Source organism: Enterobacter sp. ECC-249, assembly GCF_043965265.1.
Lineage (GTDB): Bacteria > Pseudomonadota > Gammaproteobacteria > Enterobacterales > Enterobacteriaceae > Enterobacter > Enterobacter quasiroggenkampii.
In genome coordinates, this window is record NZ_CP143660.1 from 4,403,759 (window position 1) to 4,422,295 (window position 18,537).

Sequence of the window (18,537 nt, forward strand, 5' to 3'; positions counted from 1 at the left end):
AAGTGAACGGAATGACCACTACAGCCGTATGTTCCCCCTCACCCCAGCCCTCTCCCTCAAGGGAGAGGGGGTCGTCCGTGCAGGCATTATTTTGTGGGGCCCCCTCAACCCTGCGGGGGTATTTTTATAGCGAGTCCTTCACCACAATCAGCGGCTCAATATCGCTCTCTTTCTTCACCACAAGCGAGTCATCGCCGCGCAGACAGGTTCCGCCGTAGTTCCCGCCCACGGTAAAGGTACAGACCTGTATATATTTGCCGTCGACCTTCGGCAGGCACCAAAGCTGCTGGTAGATGTTTTTACGGTCGACAAACTTGCCGCTGGATTTATCCAGCAGTTCGTCCTGGGCGCTAATCAGGTCGATATTGCTGCCGCAGCGTCCGGCAATCGGCTTGACGGCGTAGCCGGTCTGCTTCAGCAGATCGTTGACCTCAAAATCGGTATCAAGCAGGTAACGGTGATTCGGGAACAGCTGCCACAGCACCGGAAGAATCGCCTTGTTGCCGGGAATGACGGTCCACAGCGGTTCAAAGACCAGCACCTCCGGGCGCAGCAGGACGTCAATCAGGCGCACTTCGCCCTCGGGATGTCCGGTGCGGATCGGCACGGCGGCGTATTCGGTTTCACTGACCTCGCGGATCTGCTCTATCGCCGTTTCCCACGCCCAGGTTTTCCACACGCAGTTGACGTGGCGACCTTCGTCGTCAATCAGCTGTCCGGCGGCATCCCAACTGAGCGCCTCCAGCCCGTGCAGAATTTTGGTTTCGAACCCGGCCTGCATCAGCGAACGCTGAATAAAGAGCGCGTGATAGTCCTCTTCGACATCGTTGTCCTGCATGATGTGGACAAACGGCCGAGCGTGGCTATGCTTCCAGGCGCCGGTCAGCTCTTCCAGCAGGCCTTCCGCCGGATTATGCCCGTTGCCGCGATAGCCATTTTTCACCCACTCCTCAAGGATAAGTCCGCCCTCGGTATGGCAGGAGGCGGAATCGGCGTTGTACTCGTAGACCTTGATGCCGCGCTCATCCATGCAGAAATCCATACGACCGGTGATCATATGATGGCGACGCCACTGCCAGGAGAGGCGCAGGCGCGGCCAGAGGATTTTCGGGATGTCGAAAAGCGCCAGCAGGCTGTCGTCTTTCAGCACCTTGTCCGTCGCGTGCAGGTACATCAGGTGCAGTTCGTTGGTGGCCTTGATCAGCTCCTGCTCGGCGCTTTCGGTAATGGTGAAGTACTGGCAGGGATCTTTGTTGATCACATGGCCGTTGGCGCGGATATACGCCTGCTGCAATGCGTCATTTTCGTTAAGCCATTTTCCGTCGAACTGACGCGTGTTTTTCAGCCGCGCGCCGCTGATCTTCAGCAGTTCGCCGTTGATTTCCGGCTGGGGAATGCTGTGTTCCGTGTCGTCGGTCTGGATCATCCAGCCGAGGATCTCCGTGTCGTTGAAGGTGTCATGGATTGTATAACACCCGTTCTCCACGCTCAGGCGCAGCTCGCGCGTCCACTGCTGTCCGAGCGGCAGCGGAGAGTGAATCACGTTCTGCTCGGCGATACGCACCTTATCGTCCAGAAGCTGGGTGATCACCGCCACGTGACCGGTCTCATGAAACTCGCCGCCCTTTTGCCAGATCAGCAGCGCCCCGGCGCGCGGGGCGCGTTTTGAACCGTTGGCAAAAGCCTGAAGGGGCAGGATGTTATCGTTCACCACCTGACGCAAAAAGCGCAGGGAGAAGATTTCCCACGCCATGCCGACGTCGGTAAACACGAAGCCATAGTTGAGGAACAGGAAACGGCGGGCAAACTCAACGCACTGCCACTTGTGGCCCATGTATTCGTTGCCGATATAGCTGCGGAAATCCGCATCTTGCGGGTAGTTGCGCGGGTCCAGACTGCCGTAATTTGAAGAGTAAATCGCCACGCCACCGGGCGCATAGCCTAACAATGTCCCGAATGGCGCATCACTGCTTAACTTTCCTTTACGCATGTATCCAACCTAAAACAGGCAGGCGGCAATTTTTATGGGTTGTCGTCGTCTGCACGTTGTAATTAACCTGACAGAGGAGCGTTTATCATACACCTGCGTGGCAAATAATTCGCCTTACCCGGCCTACAAAACACAAAACCTCCAGGTCGGGTAAGCGAAGCGCCACCCGACACGTTTAAGGCTCAAATCTTAAACAGCCAGCACGCCGCGAAATGGCCTGGCGCAATCTCCTGCATGGCAGGCTCCTGCGTCTGACAAACCGGCATGGCATGCGGGCATCGGCTGCAAAACTTACAGCCCGGCAGCGCGGACGTAGGGCCGGGCATTTCGCCGCGCAGGGTCGCGTCTTCGAGGTTGCGAATCCGCGGATCGGGCAGGGGAACCGCCGCCAGCAGCGCGCGGGTGTAAGGGTGCGCCGGACGCTGATACAGTTCATTCGCCGGGGCCACCTCCACCAGCTTACCGAGATACATCACCCCAATGCGGCTGGAGATATGGCGCACCATCGAGAGATCGTGGGCGATAAACAGATAGGTCAGCCCCAGCTCCTGCTGCAGATCCTGCAGAATATTCACCACCTGCGCCTGCACAGAGACGTCCAGCGCCGAGAGCGGCTCATCGCACAGCACAAACTCAGGACGCACGGACAACGCGCGGGCAATACTGATGCGCTGGCGCTGCCCGCCGCTGAACTCATGCGGGAACCGCTCAAGGTGCTCCTGCTTCAGCCCCACTTTGTAGAGCAGCGTTTCCGTCCGTTCCCGCTGTTCTTCCCGGCTGTAGCCGTGGATCTGCATCGGCTCGGCCACCAGCTGCCGCACCGTCATGCCGGGGTTGAGCGAGGAGTAAGGATCCTGAAAAATCGCCTGCATCCGCTTACGCAGCGGCTTGAGCTCTTTTTCGCGGGCGTGGGCGATCGACTGCCCGGCAAAGTGGATCTCGCCAGAGGTAATATCGAAAAGGCGCAGGATGGCGCGCCCGAGGGTGGATTTTCCGCAGCCGGACTCCCCCACCAGGCCAAACGTCTCGCCGGGCTGGATATCAAAGCTCACGCCATCAACCGCCTTCACGGCCGCGCCTTTACGCAGCAAACCGCCGTTAAGCGGAAAATGTTTGCTCAGATCGCGCACGCTCACTAATGGGGCCTGTTGTTCACTCATGCCTGAATCTCCTTATCGGCCCATAGCCAGCAGGCGGCGCGATGGCCTTCTCCCATAGCGTAAAAAGCGGGCTGCCGTTCGCACTGGGGCAGGCGTTTCGGGCAGCGTTCGGCGAACGGACAGCACGGCGGCGGGTTAAGCAGGCCGGGCGGCGCGCCTTCAATGGGCGATAAGCGTTGATTGACCTCATCCGGGCGCGGCAGCGAGGCCAGCAGCCCCTGGGTGTAAGGATGCGCAGGGCGATAAAAAATGTCCTCCACGCTCCCCTCCTCCATCACCAGCCCGCCGTACATCACCACCACGCGGCTGCAGACCTGCGCCACGACGCCCAGATCGTGGGTGATCAGCAGAATCGCGGTCCGGGTCTGCTGCTGCAGACTTTTCAGCAGGCGCAGGATCTGCGCCTGAATGGTGACGTCCAGCGCGGTGGTCGGCTCATCGGCAATAAGAAGCTTCGGATTGCAGGAGAGCGCAATGGCGATCATCACCCGCTGGCGCATCCCGCCGCTGAACTCGTGGGGATACTGGTCGTATCGGCGTTCCGCCTCAGCAATTCCCACCTGTTCCAGCATGGCGATGGTCGCCGCTTTGGCCGCTTTTTTGGTGAGTCCTTTGTTGCGCATCAGGATCTCAGCCATCTGCTTGCCGATAGTCAGCACCGGGTTCAGGGCGGTCATCGGATCCTGGAAAATCATCGCGATCTCGTTGCCGCGAATGGCGCGCATCTGCGCAGGGGTTTTCTGTGCCAGATCCTCGTTCTGGAAGCGGATGCTGCCGCCGGTTATCCGTCCGTTGTTTCCCAGAAGCTGGATAATCGACTTACAGGTGACGCTTTTCCCGCAGCCCGACTCGCCGACGATGCCGACGAGTTCGCCCGGCTGCACCTGAAAGCTCACGCCGCGCACCGCGTGAACCTCTCCCTCGCGGGTGCGGAAGGTGGTTTGCAGGTTCTCAAGCGCTAATAAGTTACTCATCGCGATTCGCTCCCGGCTCAAAGGCGGTACGGAACACATCGCCCAGCACGTTAAAGCTGAACACCGTCAGCAGGATCAGAATGCCGGGGAACATCGCCAGCCACGACGCTTCGCCAATATACGACTGGGCGTTGTTGAGCATGCTTCCCCACGACGCCGCCGGCGCCTGCACGCCGAGCCCAAGGAAGCTGAGCGTCGACTCCATCAGAATGGCCGAGGCGATATTGAGCGTGGCGGCCACGATAATGGTCGGCAGCACGCCGGGAATAATGTGGCGCACGATAATGCGCAGCGGGTTTTCCCCCGACGCGCGGGCATAAAGCACATACTCGCGCTCTTTCACCGATAGGGTTTCTGCGCGCACCAGACGCGACATGTTCATCCACGTCAGCAGGCTGATAATCAGAATGATGTTATCCACGCCCGGCTTGAGGTACGCATTCACCACCAGCAGCAGGAAGAAGGCCGGAATGGCCATAAGGATATCCACGGCGCGCATCATCAGGTTATCCAGCCAGCCGCCAAAATAGCCGCTCACCGTTCCCACCACCGTGCCGATAAGCGTGGAAAAGAGCATGGCGAGAAAACCGACCATCAGGGAGATCTGGCCGCCATACAGCGCGCGGGTAAAGTAGTCGCGGCCATACTCGTCGGTGCCGAACCAGTGCGCGGCATCTGGCGGTAGCATGCGTGCGCCGAGCGCCATCCGATCCGGATCGTACGGACTTAACCCCGCACAGAGCGCGGCGACAACGAAAATAAAAAGCACAAACAGGGAGAACTGCGCCGGACGGTTGCGGCGCAGCTGGTGACGAACCTGCTGCCAGCGTCTGCTCATCCGGGTTACCTCAGCGTACGAATGCGGGGATCGGCGAAGCGATAAAGCACATCGGCGATCAGGTTACCGACGATCAGCATCATCGACGAGAGCATGATGATCGCCATGATCAGCGGGTAGTCCAGCGAGGCGATCGACTGGATCCCGAGCAGCCCCATCCCCGGCCAGGAGAAGACGCTTTCCGTCACATAGGCCCCCACAATCAGCTCACCGAACGACAGCCCGAACAGGGTAATCACCGGCAGCAGCACGTTTTTCAGCACGTGGCGAAACAGAATGCTGGAACGCGTGGCGCCGTAAGCCAGCTGGGTCTGCACGTAGTCGGCCGAGAGCTGCGAGATGGTGTTGGAGCGGATGTAGCGCACGTAGCTGGAGAGGTTGTAGAACGTGAGGGCAATACACGGCAGCACGCCGTGACGCAGCACGTCCAGCGCATTATCTTCCATGCCGATGGTGCGCATCCCCATGCTGGGAAACCAGTTAAGCTGCACGGCAAAAACGGTGATAAGCAGAATGCCGAACCAGAAAATCGGTACCGAGATGCCAATATAGGCGAAAAGGTTCAGCACGTGATCCAGCCAGCGGTGCTTAAATGCCCCCGCCAGCAGGCCCAGCGGGATCGCCAGCACGATCGCCATCAGCAGCGACGCGCCCATCAGCCCCAGCGTGGCCGGAATGCGTTCGCCGATCATCTCCAGCACCGGGCGGTGGTAGATCAGCGAATAGCCGAGATCGCCCTGCAGGACGTTTTTCAGCCACAGGACGTACTGCGTAACCAGGGGCTTATCCAGCCCCAGGCTCTGGCGAATACGTTCGATATCTTCCGGGGCCATGCGCGGCGTAATGTACGCCGCCACCGGATCGCCGGGCGCGAGCTTGACCAGCAAAAACGCCACCAGTGAAATAAAGAACAGCATCGGCAGCAGCTGCAGCAGCCGACGCGTGAGAAGTGTGTTCACGACATGCCCTTACAAAATCCCCGACCTGACGGCCGGGGCAATTACTTATTTCTGATAGATTTTTGACAGATCCTGGAACAGATAGACCGGTTTCGGCTCTGCCTCCTCGGTGCCGCCAAAACGCTTGTCCACCGCGACGGTCGCATTGGTGTAGGCAATCGGGTAGTAGGTCATGTCGTTCGCCACGGTCTGCTGAATTTGCTTGTAGATATCGGCACGTTTCGCGGCGTCGGTTTCCACGGCGCCTTTATCCCACAGGGCATCAAACTGCGGATTTTTGTAGTGCGCGTAGTTATAGGCTTCGTTGCTCATGAACAGCGATTTGTAGCCGTCCGGCTCGGAGCCCATGATGTAGCCACCCAGGTTCAGCTCCCACGCGGTGTTGTTCATATCGAGGCTGCGCTGAGACATGGCGTTGGAGTCCAGCGGCATCAGCTCCACGTTCACTCCGATACCCTTCAGCGCCTGCTCAATATAGAGCGCCATGCTCTCCTGGGTTTTGTTGGTGTTCACATACGCCAGGCGCAGCTTGAGGTTGTCCGGCGCGCCGGAGCTCTTCAGCAGATCTTTGGCTTTTTGCAGATCGAATTTGTACTGTTCAACGTCATCCGTCTTGTAAAGCGTATCGGGCGTCAGGAAGGACGTTGCCGGTTTAGCATAGTCCAGCGAGGTAAACGCGGTCTGGGTTAGTTCGTCTTTGTTGATGGCATAAGCAATGGCCTGACGCAGTTCTTTGCTCTTCATCACCGGCACGTTCTGGTTGAACGTCATATAGGCCAGACGGCCTTCCGGATAGACCACGAAGTCAAACTTACCGGTATTTTTCAGGCGGTTCACATCCTGCGGATCAACCATCTTGAGGTTGATTTCCCCGTTTTGCAGCGCAAGGTTGGCGGCGTTGCTGTCTTTGGCGAAACGGTAGGTGACCGAATCAAGCTTCGCTTTGCCGTTCCAGTAATCGTCAAAACGTGTCAGGGCGTAGTACTGCCCGGCGCGGTACTCTTTAAATTTGAACGGCCCGGAGCCTACCGGTGCATCGTTTTTGCTGCTCTTTTCCAGGTCGCCTTCACCGGCGAACACGTGCTGCGGAATCGGGTAGATCTGAACCAGGGTGCCGGTAAAGGCCGCGCTGACCTGCGGTAAGGTGAACTTAACGGTGCGGTCGTCAACCTTGCTAACCTGTACCGGCTTATCGCCGTAGGTAAACATGCTGCGGAAGAAGCTGTGCTGTTTGGCATCCAGCAGCTTATTGAACGTAAAGACCACGTCGTCCGCCGTCAGCGGCTGGCCGTCCTGCCATTTCAGGTTGGGTTTTAACGTCAGGGTATAGCTCAGGTTGTCGGCGGAGGGCGTCAGGCTTTCCGCCAGGCCCCATTCGATCTTGCCGTTGTTGAAGCTATACAGGGGAGCATACAGCGCCTGCATGATGGTTAACGTTGTGCGGTCGCTGGCATAGAGCGGATTAACGGCTAACGGGTCGCCAGAGGTAATTCCAATAATTAGCGAACCGCCCTCTTTTGGCGCGTCGCTTTTTGCCGCTGAGGGCGTATTTGTCTCTTTATTTTTCGCATCATCACAGCCCGCCAGGCCTAACGCGAGCGAAACGACCACTGCCGATAACAGAAGCTTGCGCATCTCACTAACTCCTTGCCTTATAAAGTGTTTATTACTGCATCTTTTATTTATGTTGAAGCATCATATGCAGCTTTATCGGTTAACGCATTAATTATGAAAATGCGATTTTCGATTAAGCTTATGCCGGATTTGATATATATAAGCGCCGGAAGGAATAGCGGCAGATCGATTACGCTCAGTTCGTTAAACGCTTCACAAATCTCCTGCTACACTGCCTCAACACATCACTCAAAAGGCAGGCCAACATGTCAGACAACACGTATCAGCCACCAAAAGTGTGGGAATGGAAAAAGAACAACGGCGGCGCGTTCGCCAACATCAACCGCCCCATTTCCGGCGCAACCCATGAGAAAGATCTTCCTGTCGGTTCGCACCCGCTGCAGCTCTACTCTCTGGGGACACCGAACGGCCAGAAAGTGACGATTATGCTCGAAGAGCTGCTGGCGCTGGGCGTGACGGGCGCGGAGTATGACGCCTGGTTGATCCGCATCGGCGAGGGCGATCAGTTCTCCAGCGGATTTGTTGAGGTGAACCCGAACTCGAAAATACCGGCGCTTCGTGACCACTCCACGAACCCGCCAACGCGCGTCTTTGAATCCGGCAATATTCTGCTTTATCTGGCAGAGAAGTTCGGCCACTTCCTGCCGAAAGATCCGGCGGGACGTACCGAGACGCTGAACTGGCTGTTCTGGCTGCAGGGCGCGGCGCCGTTCCTCGGCGGCGGTTTTGGCCACTTCTACAACTATGCCCCGGTGAAAATCGAGTACGCGATTGACCGCTTCACCATGGAAGCCAAACGCCTGTTCGACGTGCTGGATAAACAGCTGGCGCGCGGTCGCTACGTGGCGGGTGAGGAGTACACCATCGCGGATATCGCCATCTGGCCGTGGTTCGGCTGCGTGGCGCTGGGCAGCGTGTACAACGCCGCCGAGTTTCTCGACGCCGGGAAGTACACCAACGTCCAGCGCTGGGCGAAAGACGTGGCGAATCGCCATGCCGTTAAGCGCGGACGTATCGTTAACCGCACCAGCGGCGAGCTGAACGAGCAGCTTCACGAACGCCACGCGGCGAGCGATTTCGAGACCAATACGGAAGATAAGCGTCAGGCGTAATGTTCTGCCGGGCGGTTCACCGCCCGGCCACAGAGATCTTTGCTCAGGGCATGATTGGCCTAAAGGTTGAGCCGGTATTGCTGGCACTATCTGTGCGTTTTTCTCACCTCAGAGTGAGAAGCAACGTACCAACCAACAGCAGTCACAAAGGATCTGTTATGAAACTTATTAAAACAACGCTGGTTATCAGCGCCCTTATTTTTTCCACCTCGGGAATGGCCATCGACAAAACCGCCGCTGGCGCGGTAGCAGGCGCTGCCATTGGTGCGGCGACGGGCAAAGATCTGAAATCGACCGTTGGCGGTGCCGTCGTGGGTGCAGGCACCGGTGCCATGTTCAAAAACGGCGAAAAAGGTAAAGCCGCGCGTAAAGGCGGCGCCGTAGGGGCTGCCGTGGGCGCAGGTGCTGCGGCGGTTACCGGCAAGAGCGTGCTGAAAGGTGCAGCCGTTGGTGCCGGTTCAGGCGCGCTGATTGGTGAAGCGACACACTGATACACTTCGCCGGGCGTCGCAGCGCGTGCCCGGCCTCATTGCTGTTCAGTAATAATCCACCACCCCCAATCACTACTATTTGCCATCAACTTATTGTCAGAAACTTCACCCGGAATACATCAATGATGATCGTCATACTGATGCTCAATCACCATCCCTTCCGCCACGCTCGCTACATGGCGTGCACGCGGATGATAGACCGGTGCAGAGGAGGCATATGTTGTTTGTGCAGGTGCAGGCGCAACGCTTACCGCCCCAGGAACCGTGGCTGACTGCGGAACAATCACGACCTTATACCCGGAAGGGACATCGACCGTGACGCTCTGGGCCATCGCTGTATTGACCACGGCCAAACCTGCCAGGGCAGCAAATAAAATAATACGGTTTTTCATAAATTGAATTATTTCCGGTATCAAGAAGATAATTCATTATGTCGACTGAATCTTAAAACAATATTAATTTTCATGTTCTGGAATGTGCATGAAATGCCAAATATATTGTTACAAGCCAATAATTTAATATTTAAAAAATATTGACTTACGTTTTTTTAAAAGGCGGCAAGAAATAGGCTTGCGTGCCGCCTCACCTGTTATGTTAATACTTAATATCTCGCGCTTTTTGTCTGCCGGACTGTTTCATATGGCGCTTGTCCTGACGGCAGTCGTGATTACTCTGGTTATTGTTCGCAACGCAGGTCTGCTTCACCTGCCGCGACGCGTCGCGGGTATCCTGCCTGACATCACGCGCTACGCGCCGTTCCTGCGCCTGCTGGTTCGCACTGGCGGAAACCGAGAAAAGCGTCAGAAAAATGAGAGAAAGGACAGGGATAAAAGATAACGATCTGTTCATAGCAACACCTCGTAGAAGAGAGCCCAGAACGTCAGGGGTTAGCAAAAGAATAGCAGTTTCAGCGCCGCTGAATGAGGAAGGCATTAATAATATAAGGCCGCACAAGGCGGCCTTATCACGTTGCGTTATGCCGTCAGGCGGAACTTCTGCACCGAGCGCTGAAGATCTTCGGTCTGACGCTCCAGCGCCGCCGCCGCCGCGGAAACTTCCTCCACCAGCGAGGCGTTTTGCTGCGTAACGCCGTCCATCTGGGTAATGGCAATCCCGACCTGCGAAATGCCCTTGCTTTGCTCCTCAGAGGCAGAGGCAATTTGCTTCATGATGGTCGTCACTTCCGTCACGTCCCGCAAAATCGCATCCATTGTGGTGCCGGTATCGCCCACCAGCTTCGCCCCCTGCTCGACGCGGGAAACGGAATCGGTAATCAGCCCCTCAATCTCTTTAGCCGCGTTGGCGCTGCGGCTTGCCAGGTTGCGAACTTCGCCTGCTACTACCGCGAAACCACGCCCCTGTTCACCCGCGCGCGCCGCTTCAACCGCCGCATTGAGTGCCAGGATATTGGTCTGGAAGGCAATGCTGTTGATCACGTTGGTGATTTCAGCAATTTTCTTCGAGCTTTCCGAAATCCCGCTCATGGTGGTCACCACCTCTTCCACCAGCGAGCCGCCGCGGCTGGCGGTGGTTGAGGCCACATCGGCCAGCTGGCTGGCCTGACGCGCGCTTTCCGCGTTCAGTTTCACCGTGGCGGTTAGCTGTTCCATGCTGGCTGCCGTCTCTTCCAGCGCAGCCGCCTGCTCTTCGGTACGGGAAGAGAGATCGTTGTTACCGCTGGAGATTTCCGTCGCGCCGCGCCAGATATTTTCACTGCCGGAGCGAATCGTGCTGACCGCTTCGCGCAGGCTGTCCTGCATGACGCTCAGCAGCGGCACCAGCTGGCCCACGCAGTTGCGGCCGAACGGCTCAATGGGCTGGCTGAGATCGCCCTGGGCAATCTGGCGGAACTGCTGGCGAATGCGGTCCAGCGGTTTGACCAGCATCGCTACCAGGTAGCGGTCGGTGAAGAGCAGGATCAGCAGGCCGATTATCGTGGCGACGATAATCACCGTGCGGGTCATGCTTGTCAGGCCGTCCACCACCACGCGAGTACTGTCGAGCGACTTCGCGGCGGCATTGTTGAACTCTTCAGCCGCCGCACCGAACGCGCGGCTCAGCGGTGGCGTGACGTTGTTGGCCTGCTGGCGATAGCCGTCCAGCGCGCCCAGCTTCGCCTGCTGCATTTGCGGCGTTACGCCCTGTTCGAGCAGCGCCTGCCAGGTGCCGATCACCCGGGAAGAGATCTGCTGATCCATTGGGCCTGGTGAGATCGCTTTCATCTCGGCCAGCTTCTTGCCCATGTTATCCAGCGCCTGCTGGGCAGAGGCTAAATCCGGCGTGCCGCCTGCGGCTTTGACTTCCATTGCGCGGCTCAAACGGGTCACAAAGCGGAAATACTGATCGTTGCCCTGGCTGAGCACCGTCATCTGTTTAACCAGCTGGCGATCGACTTCATTGCCATCTGAAACGCGAGAAAGGGACCAGGTGCTGTACAAGCCAACGCCCGCCCACATTAAACAAAAGATCCCGAGAATCGCCAGCATGACGAAACGGATCGTGAAATTACGGAGCATATTCATAAGTCTTCCTTGCCGTGAGGGTGAGTTCGCCCAGAGGCGAGTACTACTCTCGTTATCGGCAGGAAAGAGGGAAATTATAACGTTTTGTGATCATTTTTAATTAGCGTGGCTTCACTAGTCGCACAGCCGCCGTTAACCATTATCTTCGCGCTTAGTGATGTGATAAGTTCAGAATGAAAACGTTGTTTCAAAAATTTATCGATAAGAAAGGAGACATCATGTCCTGGCACCCTTACCCCGGCCGCTATGAGAATATGCAATACCGTTATTGCGGCAAAAGTGGCCTGCGCCTGCCCGCGCTGTCGCTGGGGCTGTGGCATAGCTTCGGCCACGTCCAGCCTCTTGATGCCCAGCGCGCGCTGCTGCGAAAAGCCTTCGACCTCGGCATCACCCATTTCGATCTCGCCAATAACTACGGACCACCGCCGGGTAGCGCGGAAGAGAATTTTGGCCGCCTGCTGCGGGAGGATTTTGCCGCGTACCGCGACGAGCTGATTATCTCCACCAAGGCGGGTTACGACATGTGGCCGGGGCCTTACGGTTCGGGTGGTTCACGCAAATATCTGCTCGCCAGCCTCGACCAGAGCCTGAAGCGTCTGGGCGTCGAGTATGTGGATATTTTCTATTCCCACCGCGTGGATGAAAACACGCCGATGGAAGAGACGGCCTCTGCGCTGGCCCATGCCGTGCAGAGCGGAAAAGCGCTGTATGTGGGCATTTCCTCTTACTCAACAGAGCGCACACAAAAAATGGCCGAGCTGCTGCGCGAGTGGAAGATCCCCCTGCTGATCCACCAGCCGTCCTATAACCTGCTTAACCGCTGGGTCGATAAGACCGGCTTGCTGGATGCCCTGGAAGCAAACGGTACGGGGTGTATTGCCTTCACCCCGCTGGCACAGGGGCTGCTGACAGGAAAATACCTGAACGGTATTCCTGAAGATTCACGTATGCAGCGTGAAGGCAAGAAAGTCCGCGGTCTGAACGAAAAAATGCTGACCGAAGCCAACCTGAACAGCCTGCGTTTGCTGAGTGAAATGGCCCAGGCGCGCGGTCAGACTATGGCGCAGATGGCGCTAAGCTGGCTGCTGAAAGATGCGCGCGTGACTTCCGTGCTGATTGGCGCAAGCCGCCCGGAACAGCTGGAAGAGAACGTTCAGGCGCTGGAAAACCTGCGCTTTACGGAGGACGAGCTCAAGCGGATTGACCAGCATGTTGCGGATGGGGAGTTGAATTTGTGGCAGGCGTCTTCGGATAAATAGTGCGGGCTGATGCCCTTGCTCCTCACCCCAAAGGGGAGAGGGCGAAAGGCCGCACCGAGCAGTCCCCTCTCCCCTCTGGGGAGAGGGTTAGGGTGAGGGGAAAGGTTTACTTCACTTCTTACTGATCTTATCCAGATAACCCATCACAAACGCTGACAGCACAAAAGTCAGGTGGATGATGACGTACCACATCAGTTTGTTATCCGGCACGTTCTTTGCGTCCATAAACACGCGTAACAGATGGATAGAGGAGATCGCCACAATCGACGCGGCCACTTTATTCTTCAGCGACGAGGCATCCATTTTGCCCAGCCAGCTGAGCTTCTCTTTACGCTCGTCGATATCAAGCTGGGAGACAAAATTCTCGTAGCCGGAGAACATCACCATCACCAGCAGCCCGCCCACCAGGGTCATATCCACCAGCGACAGCAGAACCAAAATCAAATCCGCTTCGGCAATGGAAAAGATATTCGGCAGAACGTGCAGGATTTCCTGAAAGAACTTAATCGTCAGCGCGATAAGTGCCAGCGAGAGGCCAAAATAGACGGGAGCCAGTATCCAGCGGGAGGCGTACATGGCATTTTCAAAAAAGCGTTCCATAAAGTCCTGTTTGCAAAAGAAACCAGCGCCCAGTATATCTCAACGGCACTGGCTGTTTGCAATAACTCAACGGTACGTCACTCAGACGTTGTCCGGGTTAACCTCGGGACGTGCGTACTCCGGCCAGACAAGCGCCACCAGCTCAGGATAAGCTTCCAGGCTGAATTCGCGGAAACACTGACGCAAATTTAATACGTCCAGATCGGAATAAGAGACCTTCTCGCCGTTAAGACAGCGCTTTTTGATATTGTCATAATATTTATAGACTGCTGAATTCAGATCGCTACAGCGACGCTGCGCCTCAAACAGTCCAGGCGTATCATTAATTTCCGACATTTTCATGCGCTTAATTGTCGCGTGTAAAAAGTCGATATATTCGTGGTTCACCCGCCAGTACCAGACAGGCGTAACGGAGTTCATCAATACAGAGAAATGGTCTTCACCTTCCTCTTTTGTCATCAGTTCAGGTTGCGGGGGTTCACTGGTGTCTTTCGACACTTTCGTTTTATTGAACTCCTGCATCAATAAAAGCACACCAGCGGTCAGTAATAGTAATGTGATGACCGTAAAAAAGATGCTGTTCATGGGTAGGCTCCATTTTTTTTGATTTTAAATTTGCCTCATGATATTGTCAACGAATCTCACGCCTTTACCAACCCCACCCTGTTGAAATTAAAGGAAATTAAAAATGCTGCCCGACTATCTCGTCCCGGCTAAGTACCACATTACGCCTGTGGAACAGCAACCGACGGAAGCAGAAAAAGAGGCCAGTTTCACTCAGGGGAAAAGAAAGCTCTCTGATTTCGAGCCCGATATATTAATTGGTGTTTCCCGAACTGGCAAATCCCGAAATATGTTGCTGGAAGAGCACGACCGCCATATAAAAGAGCGCTTATTTCGCGCCATAAAAATTGAAGCCTTTGTCCACCTGTTGAATGACCTGCAGGCCGAGGGTGAAATAGATGCCCAGAAACTAAGTCAAATATTGGCCGAGAAAACCGAAAAAATTAATGAAGCGGGCAATGAAATTTGGCTTAACTTAATTACGCGCGAAAAAAACAACCCAATTTTTTATAGCCTGGGGGAAGATTAACGTGAAAGAAGTTAAAAATAACGACGTTTATTTGACTTTAGATGATAAAAAAAGTGATGAATTTATCTTAAAGCAAAATCTCGACGCGCTAAGAAACACAAAAAATGACGAGATGACGCGTATTACACAAGACCTGGTGTCGATCCCGGCGACGCTGGTTCGGCTGAAATGGCACAATCGCCGTGAAATTTATCCGCTGCAGGTCAAAGAAGAAATTTACGGCGCCGTGATGAATGCCATCATTGAAGAGCGTCCTGAGCTGAAAGAGAAGCTTCTGGGGCGCCTCGAGGCCAATTATCAGTATCTGCTTGCCAGAGAAATCGCCACCCTGCGTCTGACGCGCAAGCTGTCAGACGGTGAGTACCGTACCTCAAACGTCACCTGCGTGGCGCTGGATGAGGATGCGCTGGCCCCCCCTTCGACTTCACCGACAGATAACAAAAACGCATAAACTGACAGGCATAAAAAAAGCCGGCTTTCGCCAGCTTCTTTATCACTTCGAGGCCGCTTTCTCTTCGCCGACCAGTCCAATCTTCAGGTAACCCGCCTGATGCAGCGTGTCCATTACCTTCATCATGGTTTCATAATCAACGGTTTTATCCGCACGGAAGAAGACCGTGGTGTCTTTCTTGCCGCCGGTAAGCTGCTCCAGCGCCGGGATGACCGAGTCGGCCGTCACCGGGTCGTTCCCAAGGAACATGGTTTTATCCGCCTTCACCGACAGGTAGACAGGCTTCTCCGGGCGCGGCTGGGGCTGGCTGGAAGATGCCGGCAGATTTACCTTCACATCCACCGTCGCCAGCGGCGCAGCCACCATGAAGATAATCAGCAGAACCAGCATGACGTCGATAAACGGCGTCACGTTGATCTCATGCATTTCGCCGTTATCGTCCAGATTTTCGTTAAGACGCATCGCCATACTATCAACCTGCGCGCAGTTTAGACGCCGCATGCACCGGCTTAACCGAGCTGGCATTCAGGTCGAGATCGCGGCTTTGCAGCAGCAGAACCTGCGCGGCAACGTCACCCAGCGTGGCTTTGTAGCTGCCAATCATACGCGCGAAGATATTATAGATAACCACCGCAGGAATCGCGGCAACCAGACCAATCGCCGTCGCCAGCAGCGCTTCTGCGATGCCCGGCGCCACAACCGCCAGGTTAGTGGTTTGGGTCTGCGCGATACCGATAAAGCTGTTCATGATGCCCCAGACCGTTCCGAAAAGACCGATGAACGGTGAGATCGCCCCGATGGTCGCCAGATAACCATTGCCGCGTCCCATGTGTCGGCCAACGGCCGCAACGCGACGCTCCAGGCGGAAACCGGTACGCTCTTTGATACCTTCGTTATCTTCACTGCCAGCGGAGAGTTCAAGCTCGTTCTGCGCTTCATTCACCAGCAGGGTGGTCAGGCTTTTGGCATGGAAGGATGAGGTCATATCCGAAGCCTGATCCAGAGAACGGGCTTCAGCCAGCTGCTGCTGTTCCCGCTTAAGGCGACGCTTCTGCGAAAGCAGCTCGGCGCTTTTACTGAAGAAGATAGCCCAGGTGACAACGGACGCCAGAATCAGGCCGATCATCACAATCTTAACCACGATGTCAGCATGATGATACATGCCCCAAACGGAGAGATCCGTCTGCATCAAATTATTACCCACTCTGTATCTCCAGGACGCAAATCACAAAATCTGAGCGTAATAATATCAAAACGTCGTCGAATTGATAGTAGTTCTCATTAGTATTTGCATGGTGCCGTAATTTTCGCTCACTTTCCTTGCGCTTACGCAGTAAAAATTTCTTATGCGAATTTTTGATAAAATTTTCTGCTTATTCGATAAGCCTGCGGGTGCAGTTTTTTCCAATCGTGGTAGTCTGGACGTCCAGACGTATAAAAACAGGGTTAGCGAACATGACAAAGAAGCATCTTGATACCACGCTGGTACAGGCAGGACGCAGCAAAAAATATACTCAGGGATCGGTCAACAGCGTGATTCAACGCGCCTCCTCGCTGGTGTTTGACACCGTTGAGGAGAAAAAAATCGCCACGCGCAACCGCGCAAATGGCGGGCTATTTTATGGCCGTCGCGGCACGCTAACCCATTTTTCTCTGCAGGAAGCGATGTGCGAGCTGGAAGGCGGCGCAGGCTGCGCGCTATTCCCTTGCGGGGCGGCGGCGGTCGCCAACACGATTCTGGCGTTTGTGGAACAGGGCGACCATATCCTGATGACCAACACCGCCTATGAACCCAGCCAGGACTTCTGCACCAAAATCCTCAGCAAGCTCGGCGTGACGACCGGCTGGTTCGACCCGCTGATTGGTGAAGGTATTGCCGAACTTATTCAGCCAAACACGCGCATTGTGTTCCTGGAATCGCCGGGGTCGCTCACCATGGAAGTTCACGACGTGCCGGCTATCGTGAAGGCCGTGCGCAGCAAAGCGCCAGAGGCGATCGTTATGATCGACAACACCTGGGCGGCAGGCGTGCTGTTTAAAGCGCTGGACTTCGACATTGATATCTCGATTCAGGCGGCGACGAAGTACCTGATTGGCCACTCTGACGGGATGATTGGCACGGCGGTCTCCAACGCGCGCTGCTGGGATCGGCTGCGTGAAAATGCCTACCTGATGGGTCAGATGGTGGACGCGGACACGGCCTACATGACCAGCCGCGGACTCCGCACGCTGGGCGTTCGCCTGCGTCAGCACCATGAAAGCAGCCTGACGGTGGCCGAATGGCTGGCGCAGCATCCGCAGGTTGAGCGCGTAAATCATCCCGCTCTACCCGGCAGTAAAGGCCATGAGTTCTGGCAGCGTGACTTTACGGGCAGCAGCGGGTTGTTCTCGTTCGTGCTGAAAAAACGGCTGAATAACGACGAGCTGGCAAGCTATCTGGATAATTTTATCCTCTTCAGCATGGCCTACTCGTGGGGCGGTTTTGAATCCCTGATCCTGGCTAACCAGCCGGAACAGGTTGCGGCCCTGCGCCCCGGCGGTGAAGTGGATTTCAGCGGAACCCTGATACGACTGCATATTGGTTTAGAAAATGTTGACGATCTGATTGCCGATTTAGCAGCAGGGTTCGAGCGTATCGTGTAGAGTGCTGGCTGAAAATGTACTCCCTGGACGCTTTTGTGGACACCGCAAGCGGAAAAGTCTGCATGAGTTGCGCCCGGGATCAAACCCGACGGGCGAATAAGGGAGTACAATAGCGCTATATCTGCTGTTCCACAGGAAAGTCCATGGCTGTTATTCAAGATATTATCGCGGCGCTCTGGCACCACGATTTTGCCGCGCTGGCGGATCCTCACGTCGTCGGTATCGTCTATTTCGTGATGTTCGCAACTCTGTTTCTGGAAAATGGATTACTGCCAGCCTCGTTTTTACCCGGTGACAGCCTGCTTTTACTTGCCGGGGCGTTAATCGGGAAAGGCGTCATGGACTTCACGCCAACGATGGTTATCCTGACCTCAGCAGCCAGCCTGGGCTGCTGGCTGAGCTATCTGCAGGGCCGCTGGCTGGGGAACACGCGCGTCGTCAAAAGCTGGCTGGCGCAGCTGCCGCATAAATATCATCAGCGCGCGACCTGCATGTTTGACCGGCACGGCCTGCTGGCGCTGCTGGCCGGGCGTTTCCTCGCGTTCGTTCGCACCCTTCTGCCGACGATGGCAGGCATTTCAGGTCTGTCGAACCGCCGCTTCCAGTTCTTCAACTGGCTGAGCGCCCTGCTGTGGGTTGGCGTGGTGACGACGCTCGGCTACGCGCTGAATATGATCCCCTTCGTGAAACATCACGAAGATCAGGTGATGACTTTCCTGATGGTGCTGCCGATGTTCCTGCTGGTGGCGGGTCTGGTGGGAACCATCGCGGTGGTGATTAAGAAGAAGTACTGCAGCGCATAATTCAACA

The 18,537-nt window shown here is 55.8% G+C and carries 20 protein-coding genes; 7 read left to right on the forward strand and 13 right to left on the reverse strand.

All coding sequences use genetic code 11. The features are described 5' to 3' along the window. Window positions 1-124: 124 nt before the first annotated feature. The 6 genes from gss to V1587_RS20935 form a co-directional block, all read right to left on the reverse strand. Window positions 125-1,990 (reverse strand): bifunctional glutathionylspermidine amidase/synthase, encoded by a 1,866-nt coding sequence (gene gss, locus V1587_RS20910; RefSeq protein WP_371897818.1) that lies wholly within the window; start codon window positions 1,988-1,990, stop codon window positions 125-127. Window positions 1,991-2,172: 182 nt separating this feature from the next. Beyond that, on the reverse strand, window positions 2,173-3,150 hold the full coding sequence (locus tag V1587_RS20915) for an ABC transporter ATP-binding protein (protein ID WP_371897817.1): 978 nt from the start codon (window positions 3,148-3,150) through the stop codon (window positions 2,173-2,175). Continuing rightward, window positions 3,147-4,124, reverse strand: coding sequence for an ABC transporter ATP-binding protein (locus tag V1587_RS20920; RefSeq protein ID WP_371897816.1), 978 nt, complete (start codon window positions 4,122-4,124; stop codon window positions 3,147-3,149). The genes V1587_RS20915 and V1587_RS20920 overlap by 4 nt, the downstream gene beginning before the upstream one ends. After that, window positions 4,117-4,962: an ABC transporter permease gene (locus V1587_RS20925; protein ID WP_371897815.1), complete on the reverse strand. Its 846-nt coding sequence runs from the start codon at window positions 4,960-4,962 to the stop codon at window positions 4,117-4,119. The genes V1587_RS20920 and V1587_RS20925 overlap by 8 nt, the downstream gene beginning before the upstream one ends. A gap of 5 nt (window positions 4,963-4,967) precedes the next feature. Continuing rightward, a complete protein-coding gene (locus V1587_RS20930; RefSeq protein WP_371897814.1) occupies window positions 4,968-5,921 on the reverse strand; it encodes an ABC transporter permease in 954 nt (317 codons plus the stop codon). A 45-nt stretch (window positions 5,922-5,966) separates the two neighbouring features. Then, window positions 5,967-7,556, reverse strand: coding sequence for an ABC transporter substrate-binding protein (locus V1587_RS20935; protein WP_371897813.1), 1,590 nt, complete (start codon window positions 7,554-7,556; stop codon window positions 5,967-5,969). Between the two features lie 245 nt (window positions 7,557-7,801). Here V1587_RS20935 and yghU point away from each other — a divergent pair, with 245 nt between their 5' ends. Further along, on the forward strand, window positions 7,802-8,668 hold the full coding sequence (gene yghU, locus V1587_RS20940; RefSeq protein ID WP_371897812.1) for a glutathione-dependent disulfide-bond oxidoreductase: 867 nt from the start codon (window positions 7,802-7,804) through the stop codon (window positions 8,666-8,668). Between the two features lie 158 nt (window positions 8,669-8,826). After that, window positions 8,827-9,159 (forward strand): glycine zipper domain-containing protein, encoded by a 333-nt coding sequence (locus V1587_RS20945; protein WP_159514897.1) that lies wholly within the window; start codon window positions 8,827-8,829, stop codon window positions 9,157-9,159. Window positions 9,160-9,278: 119 nt separating this feature from the next. Here V1587_RS20945 and V1587_RS20950 read toward each other — a convergent pair whose 3' ends face one another. The 3 genes from V1587_RS20950 to V1587_RS20960 all read right to left on the reverse strand — a co-directional run bounded on the left by V1587_RS20950 (window position 9,279) and on the right by V1587_RS20960 (window position 11,681). Continuing rightward, entirely contained in the window at window positions 9,279-9,551 is a 273-nt protein-coding gene (locus tag V1587_RS20950; RefSeq protein ID WP_371897811.1) for a hypothetical protein, read from the reverse strand. Window positions 9,552-9,753: 202 nt separating this feature from the next. Then, a complete protein-coding gene (locus tag V1587_RS20955) occupies window positions 9,754-10,008 on the reverse strand; it encodes a hypothetical protein (protein WP_371897810.1) in 255 nt (84 codons plus the stop codon). Window positions 10,009-10,133: 125 nt separating this feature from the next. Then, window positions 10,134-11,681, reverse strand: coding sequence for a methyl-accepting chemotaxis protein (locus tag V1587_RS20960; RefSeq protein ID WP_371897809.1), 1,548 nt, complete (start codon window positions 11,679-11,681; stop codon window positions 10,134-10,136). 218 nt (window positions 11,682-11,899) lie between these two features. On the opposite strand from V1587_RS20960, the gene V1587_RS20965 reads away from it, so the two are divergent. Then, entirely contained in the window at window positions 11,900-12,940 is a 1,041-nt protein-coding gene (locus V1587_RS20965; protein WP_371897808.1) for an aldo/keto reductase, read from the forward strand. 111 nt (window positions 12,941-13,051) lie between these two features. On the opposite strand, the gene V1587_RS20970 is transcribed toward V1587_RS20965, so the two are convergent. Together V1587_RS20970 and V1587_RS20975 are read right to left on the reverse strand one after the other, a co-directional pair. After that, on the reverse strand, window positions 13,052-13,540 hold the full coding sequence (locus V1587_RS20970; protein WP_008499805.1) for a TIGR00645 family protein: 489 nt from the start codon (window positions 13,538-13,540) through the stop codon (window positions 13,052-13,054). Between the two features lie 81 nt (window positions 13,541-13,621). Beyond that, complete coding sequence (locus tag V1587_RS20975) at window positions 13,622-14,125, reverse strand: ESA_00282 family adhesion-associated protein (protein ID WP_023309170.1); 504 nt, start codon at window positions 14,123-14,125, stop codon at window positions 13,622-13,624. 103 nt (window positions 14,126-14,228) lie between these two features. On the opposite strand from V1587_RS20975, the gene V1587_RS20980 reads away from it, so the two are divergent. Together V1587_RS20980 and V1587_RS20985 are read left to right on the forward strand one after the other, a co-directional pair. Next, entirely contained in the window at window positions 14,229-14,633 is a 405-nt protein-coding gene (locus tag V1587_RS20980) for a hypothetical protein (RefSeq protein ID WP_371897807.1), read from the forward strand. A gap of 1 nt (window position 14,634) precedes the next feature. Continuing rightward, on the forward strand, window positions 14,635-15,084 hold the full coding sequence (locus V1587_RS20985; protein WP_371897806.1) for a cytoplasmic protein: 450 nt from the start codon (window positions 14,635-14,637) through the stop codon (window positions 15,082-15,084). A gap of 42 nt (window positions 15,085-15,126) precedes the next feature. Here V1587_RS20985 and exbD read toward each other — a convergent pair whose 3' ends face one another. Together exbD and exbB are read right to left on the reverse strand one after the other, a co-directional pair. Then, entirely contained in the window at window positions 15,127-15,552 is a 426-nt protein-coding gene (exbD, locus tag V1587_RS20990; RefSeq protein ID WP_371897805.1) for a TonB system transport protein ExbD, read from the reverse strand. Window positions 15,553-15,556: 4 nt separating this feature from the next. Then, entirely contained in the window at window positions 15,557-16,288 is a 732-nt protein-coding gene (gene exbB / locus V1587_RS20995; protein WP_368525349.1) for a tol-pal system-associated acyl-CoA thioesterase, read from the reverse strand. Between the two features lie 251 nt (window positions 16,289-16,539). Between exbB and metC the strand changes: the two genes are divergently transcribed. Next, window positions 16,540-17,727: a cystathionine beta-lyase gene (metC, locus tag V1587_RS21000; protein WP_371897803.1), complete on the forward strand. Its 1,188-nt coding sequence runs from the start codon at window positions 16,540-16,542 to the stop codon at window positions 17,725-17,727. A gap of 143 nt (window positions 17,728-17,870) precedes the next feature. Then, window positions 17,871-18,530: a DedA family general envelope maintenance protein YghB gene (yghB, locus tag V1587_RS21005; RefSeq protein WP_024906512.1), complete on the forward strand. Its 660-nt coding sequence runs from the start codon at window positions 17,871-17,873 to the stop codon at window positions 18,528-18,530. The last annotated feature ends 7 nt before the right edge of the window (window positions 18,531-18,537 follow it).

Coding starts and splice junctions, on each gene's coding strand:
- gss (WP_371897818.1), bottom strand. CDS start 1,990: ATGCGTAAAGGAAAGTTAAGCAGTGATGCGCCATTCGGGACATTGTTA.
- V1587_RS20915 (WP_371897817.1), bottom strand. CDS start 3,150: ATGAGTGAACAACAGGCCCCATTAGTGAGCGTGCGCGATCTGAGCAAA.
- V1587_RS20920 (WP_371897816.1), bottom strand. CDS start 4,124: ATGAGTAACTTATTAGCGCTTGAGAACCTGCAAACCACCTTCCGCACC.
- V1587_RS20925 (WP_371897815.1), bottom strand. CDS start 4,962: ATGAGCAGACGCTGGCAGCAGGTTCGTCACCAGCTGCGCCGCAACCGT.
- V1587_RS20935 (WP_371897813.1), bottom strand. CDS start 7,556: ATGCGCAAGCTTCTGTTATCGGCAGTGGTCGTTTCGCTCGCGTTAGGC.
- yghU (WP_371897812.1), top strand. CDS start 7,802: ATGTCAGACAACACGTATCAGCCACCAAAAGTGTGGGAATGGAAAAAG.
- V1587_RS20945 (WP_159514897.1), top strand. CDS start 8,827: ATGAAACTTATTAAAACAACGCTGGTTATCAGCGCCCTTATTTTTTCC.
- V1587_RS20950 (WP_371897811.1), bottom strand. CDS start 9,551: ATGAAAAACCGTATTATTTTATTTGCTGCCCTGGCAGGTTTGGCCGTG.
- V1587_RS20955 (WP_371897810.1), bottom strand. CDS start 10,008: ATGAACAGATCGTTATCTTTTATCCCTGTCCTTTCTCTCATTTTTCTG.
- V1587_RS20960 (WP_371897809.1), bottom strand. CDS start 11,681: ATGAATATGCTCCGTAATTTCACGATCCGTTTCGTCATGCTGGCGATT.
- V1587_RS20965 (WP_371897808.1), top strand. CDS start 11,900: ATGTCCTGGCACCCTTACCCCGGCCGCTATGAGAATATGCAATACCGT.
- V1587_RS20970 (WP_008499805.1), bottom strand. CDS start 13,540: ATGGAACGCTTTTTTGAAAATGCCATGTACGCCTCCCGCTGGATACTG.
- V1587_RS20975 (WP_023309170.1), bottom strand. CDS start 14,125: ATGAACAGCATCTTTTTTACGGTCATCACATTACTATTACTGACCGCT.
- V1587_RS20980 (WP_371897807.1), top strand. CDS start 14,229: ATGCTGCCCGACTATCTCGTCCCGGCTAAGTACCACATTACGCCTGTG.
- exbD (WP_371897805.1), bottom strand. CDS start 15,552: ATGGCGATGCGTCTTAACGAAAATCTGGACGATAACGGCGAAATGCAT.
- metC (WP_371897803.1), top strand. CDS start 16,540: ATGACAAAGAAGCATCTTGATACCACGCTGGTACAGGCAGGACGCAGC.
- yghB (WP_024906512.1), top strand. CDS start 17,871: ATGGCTGTTATTCAAGATATTATCGCGGCGCTCTGGCACCACGATTTT.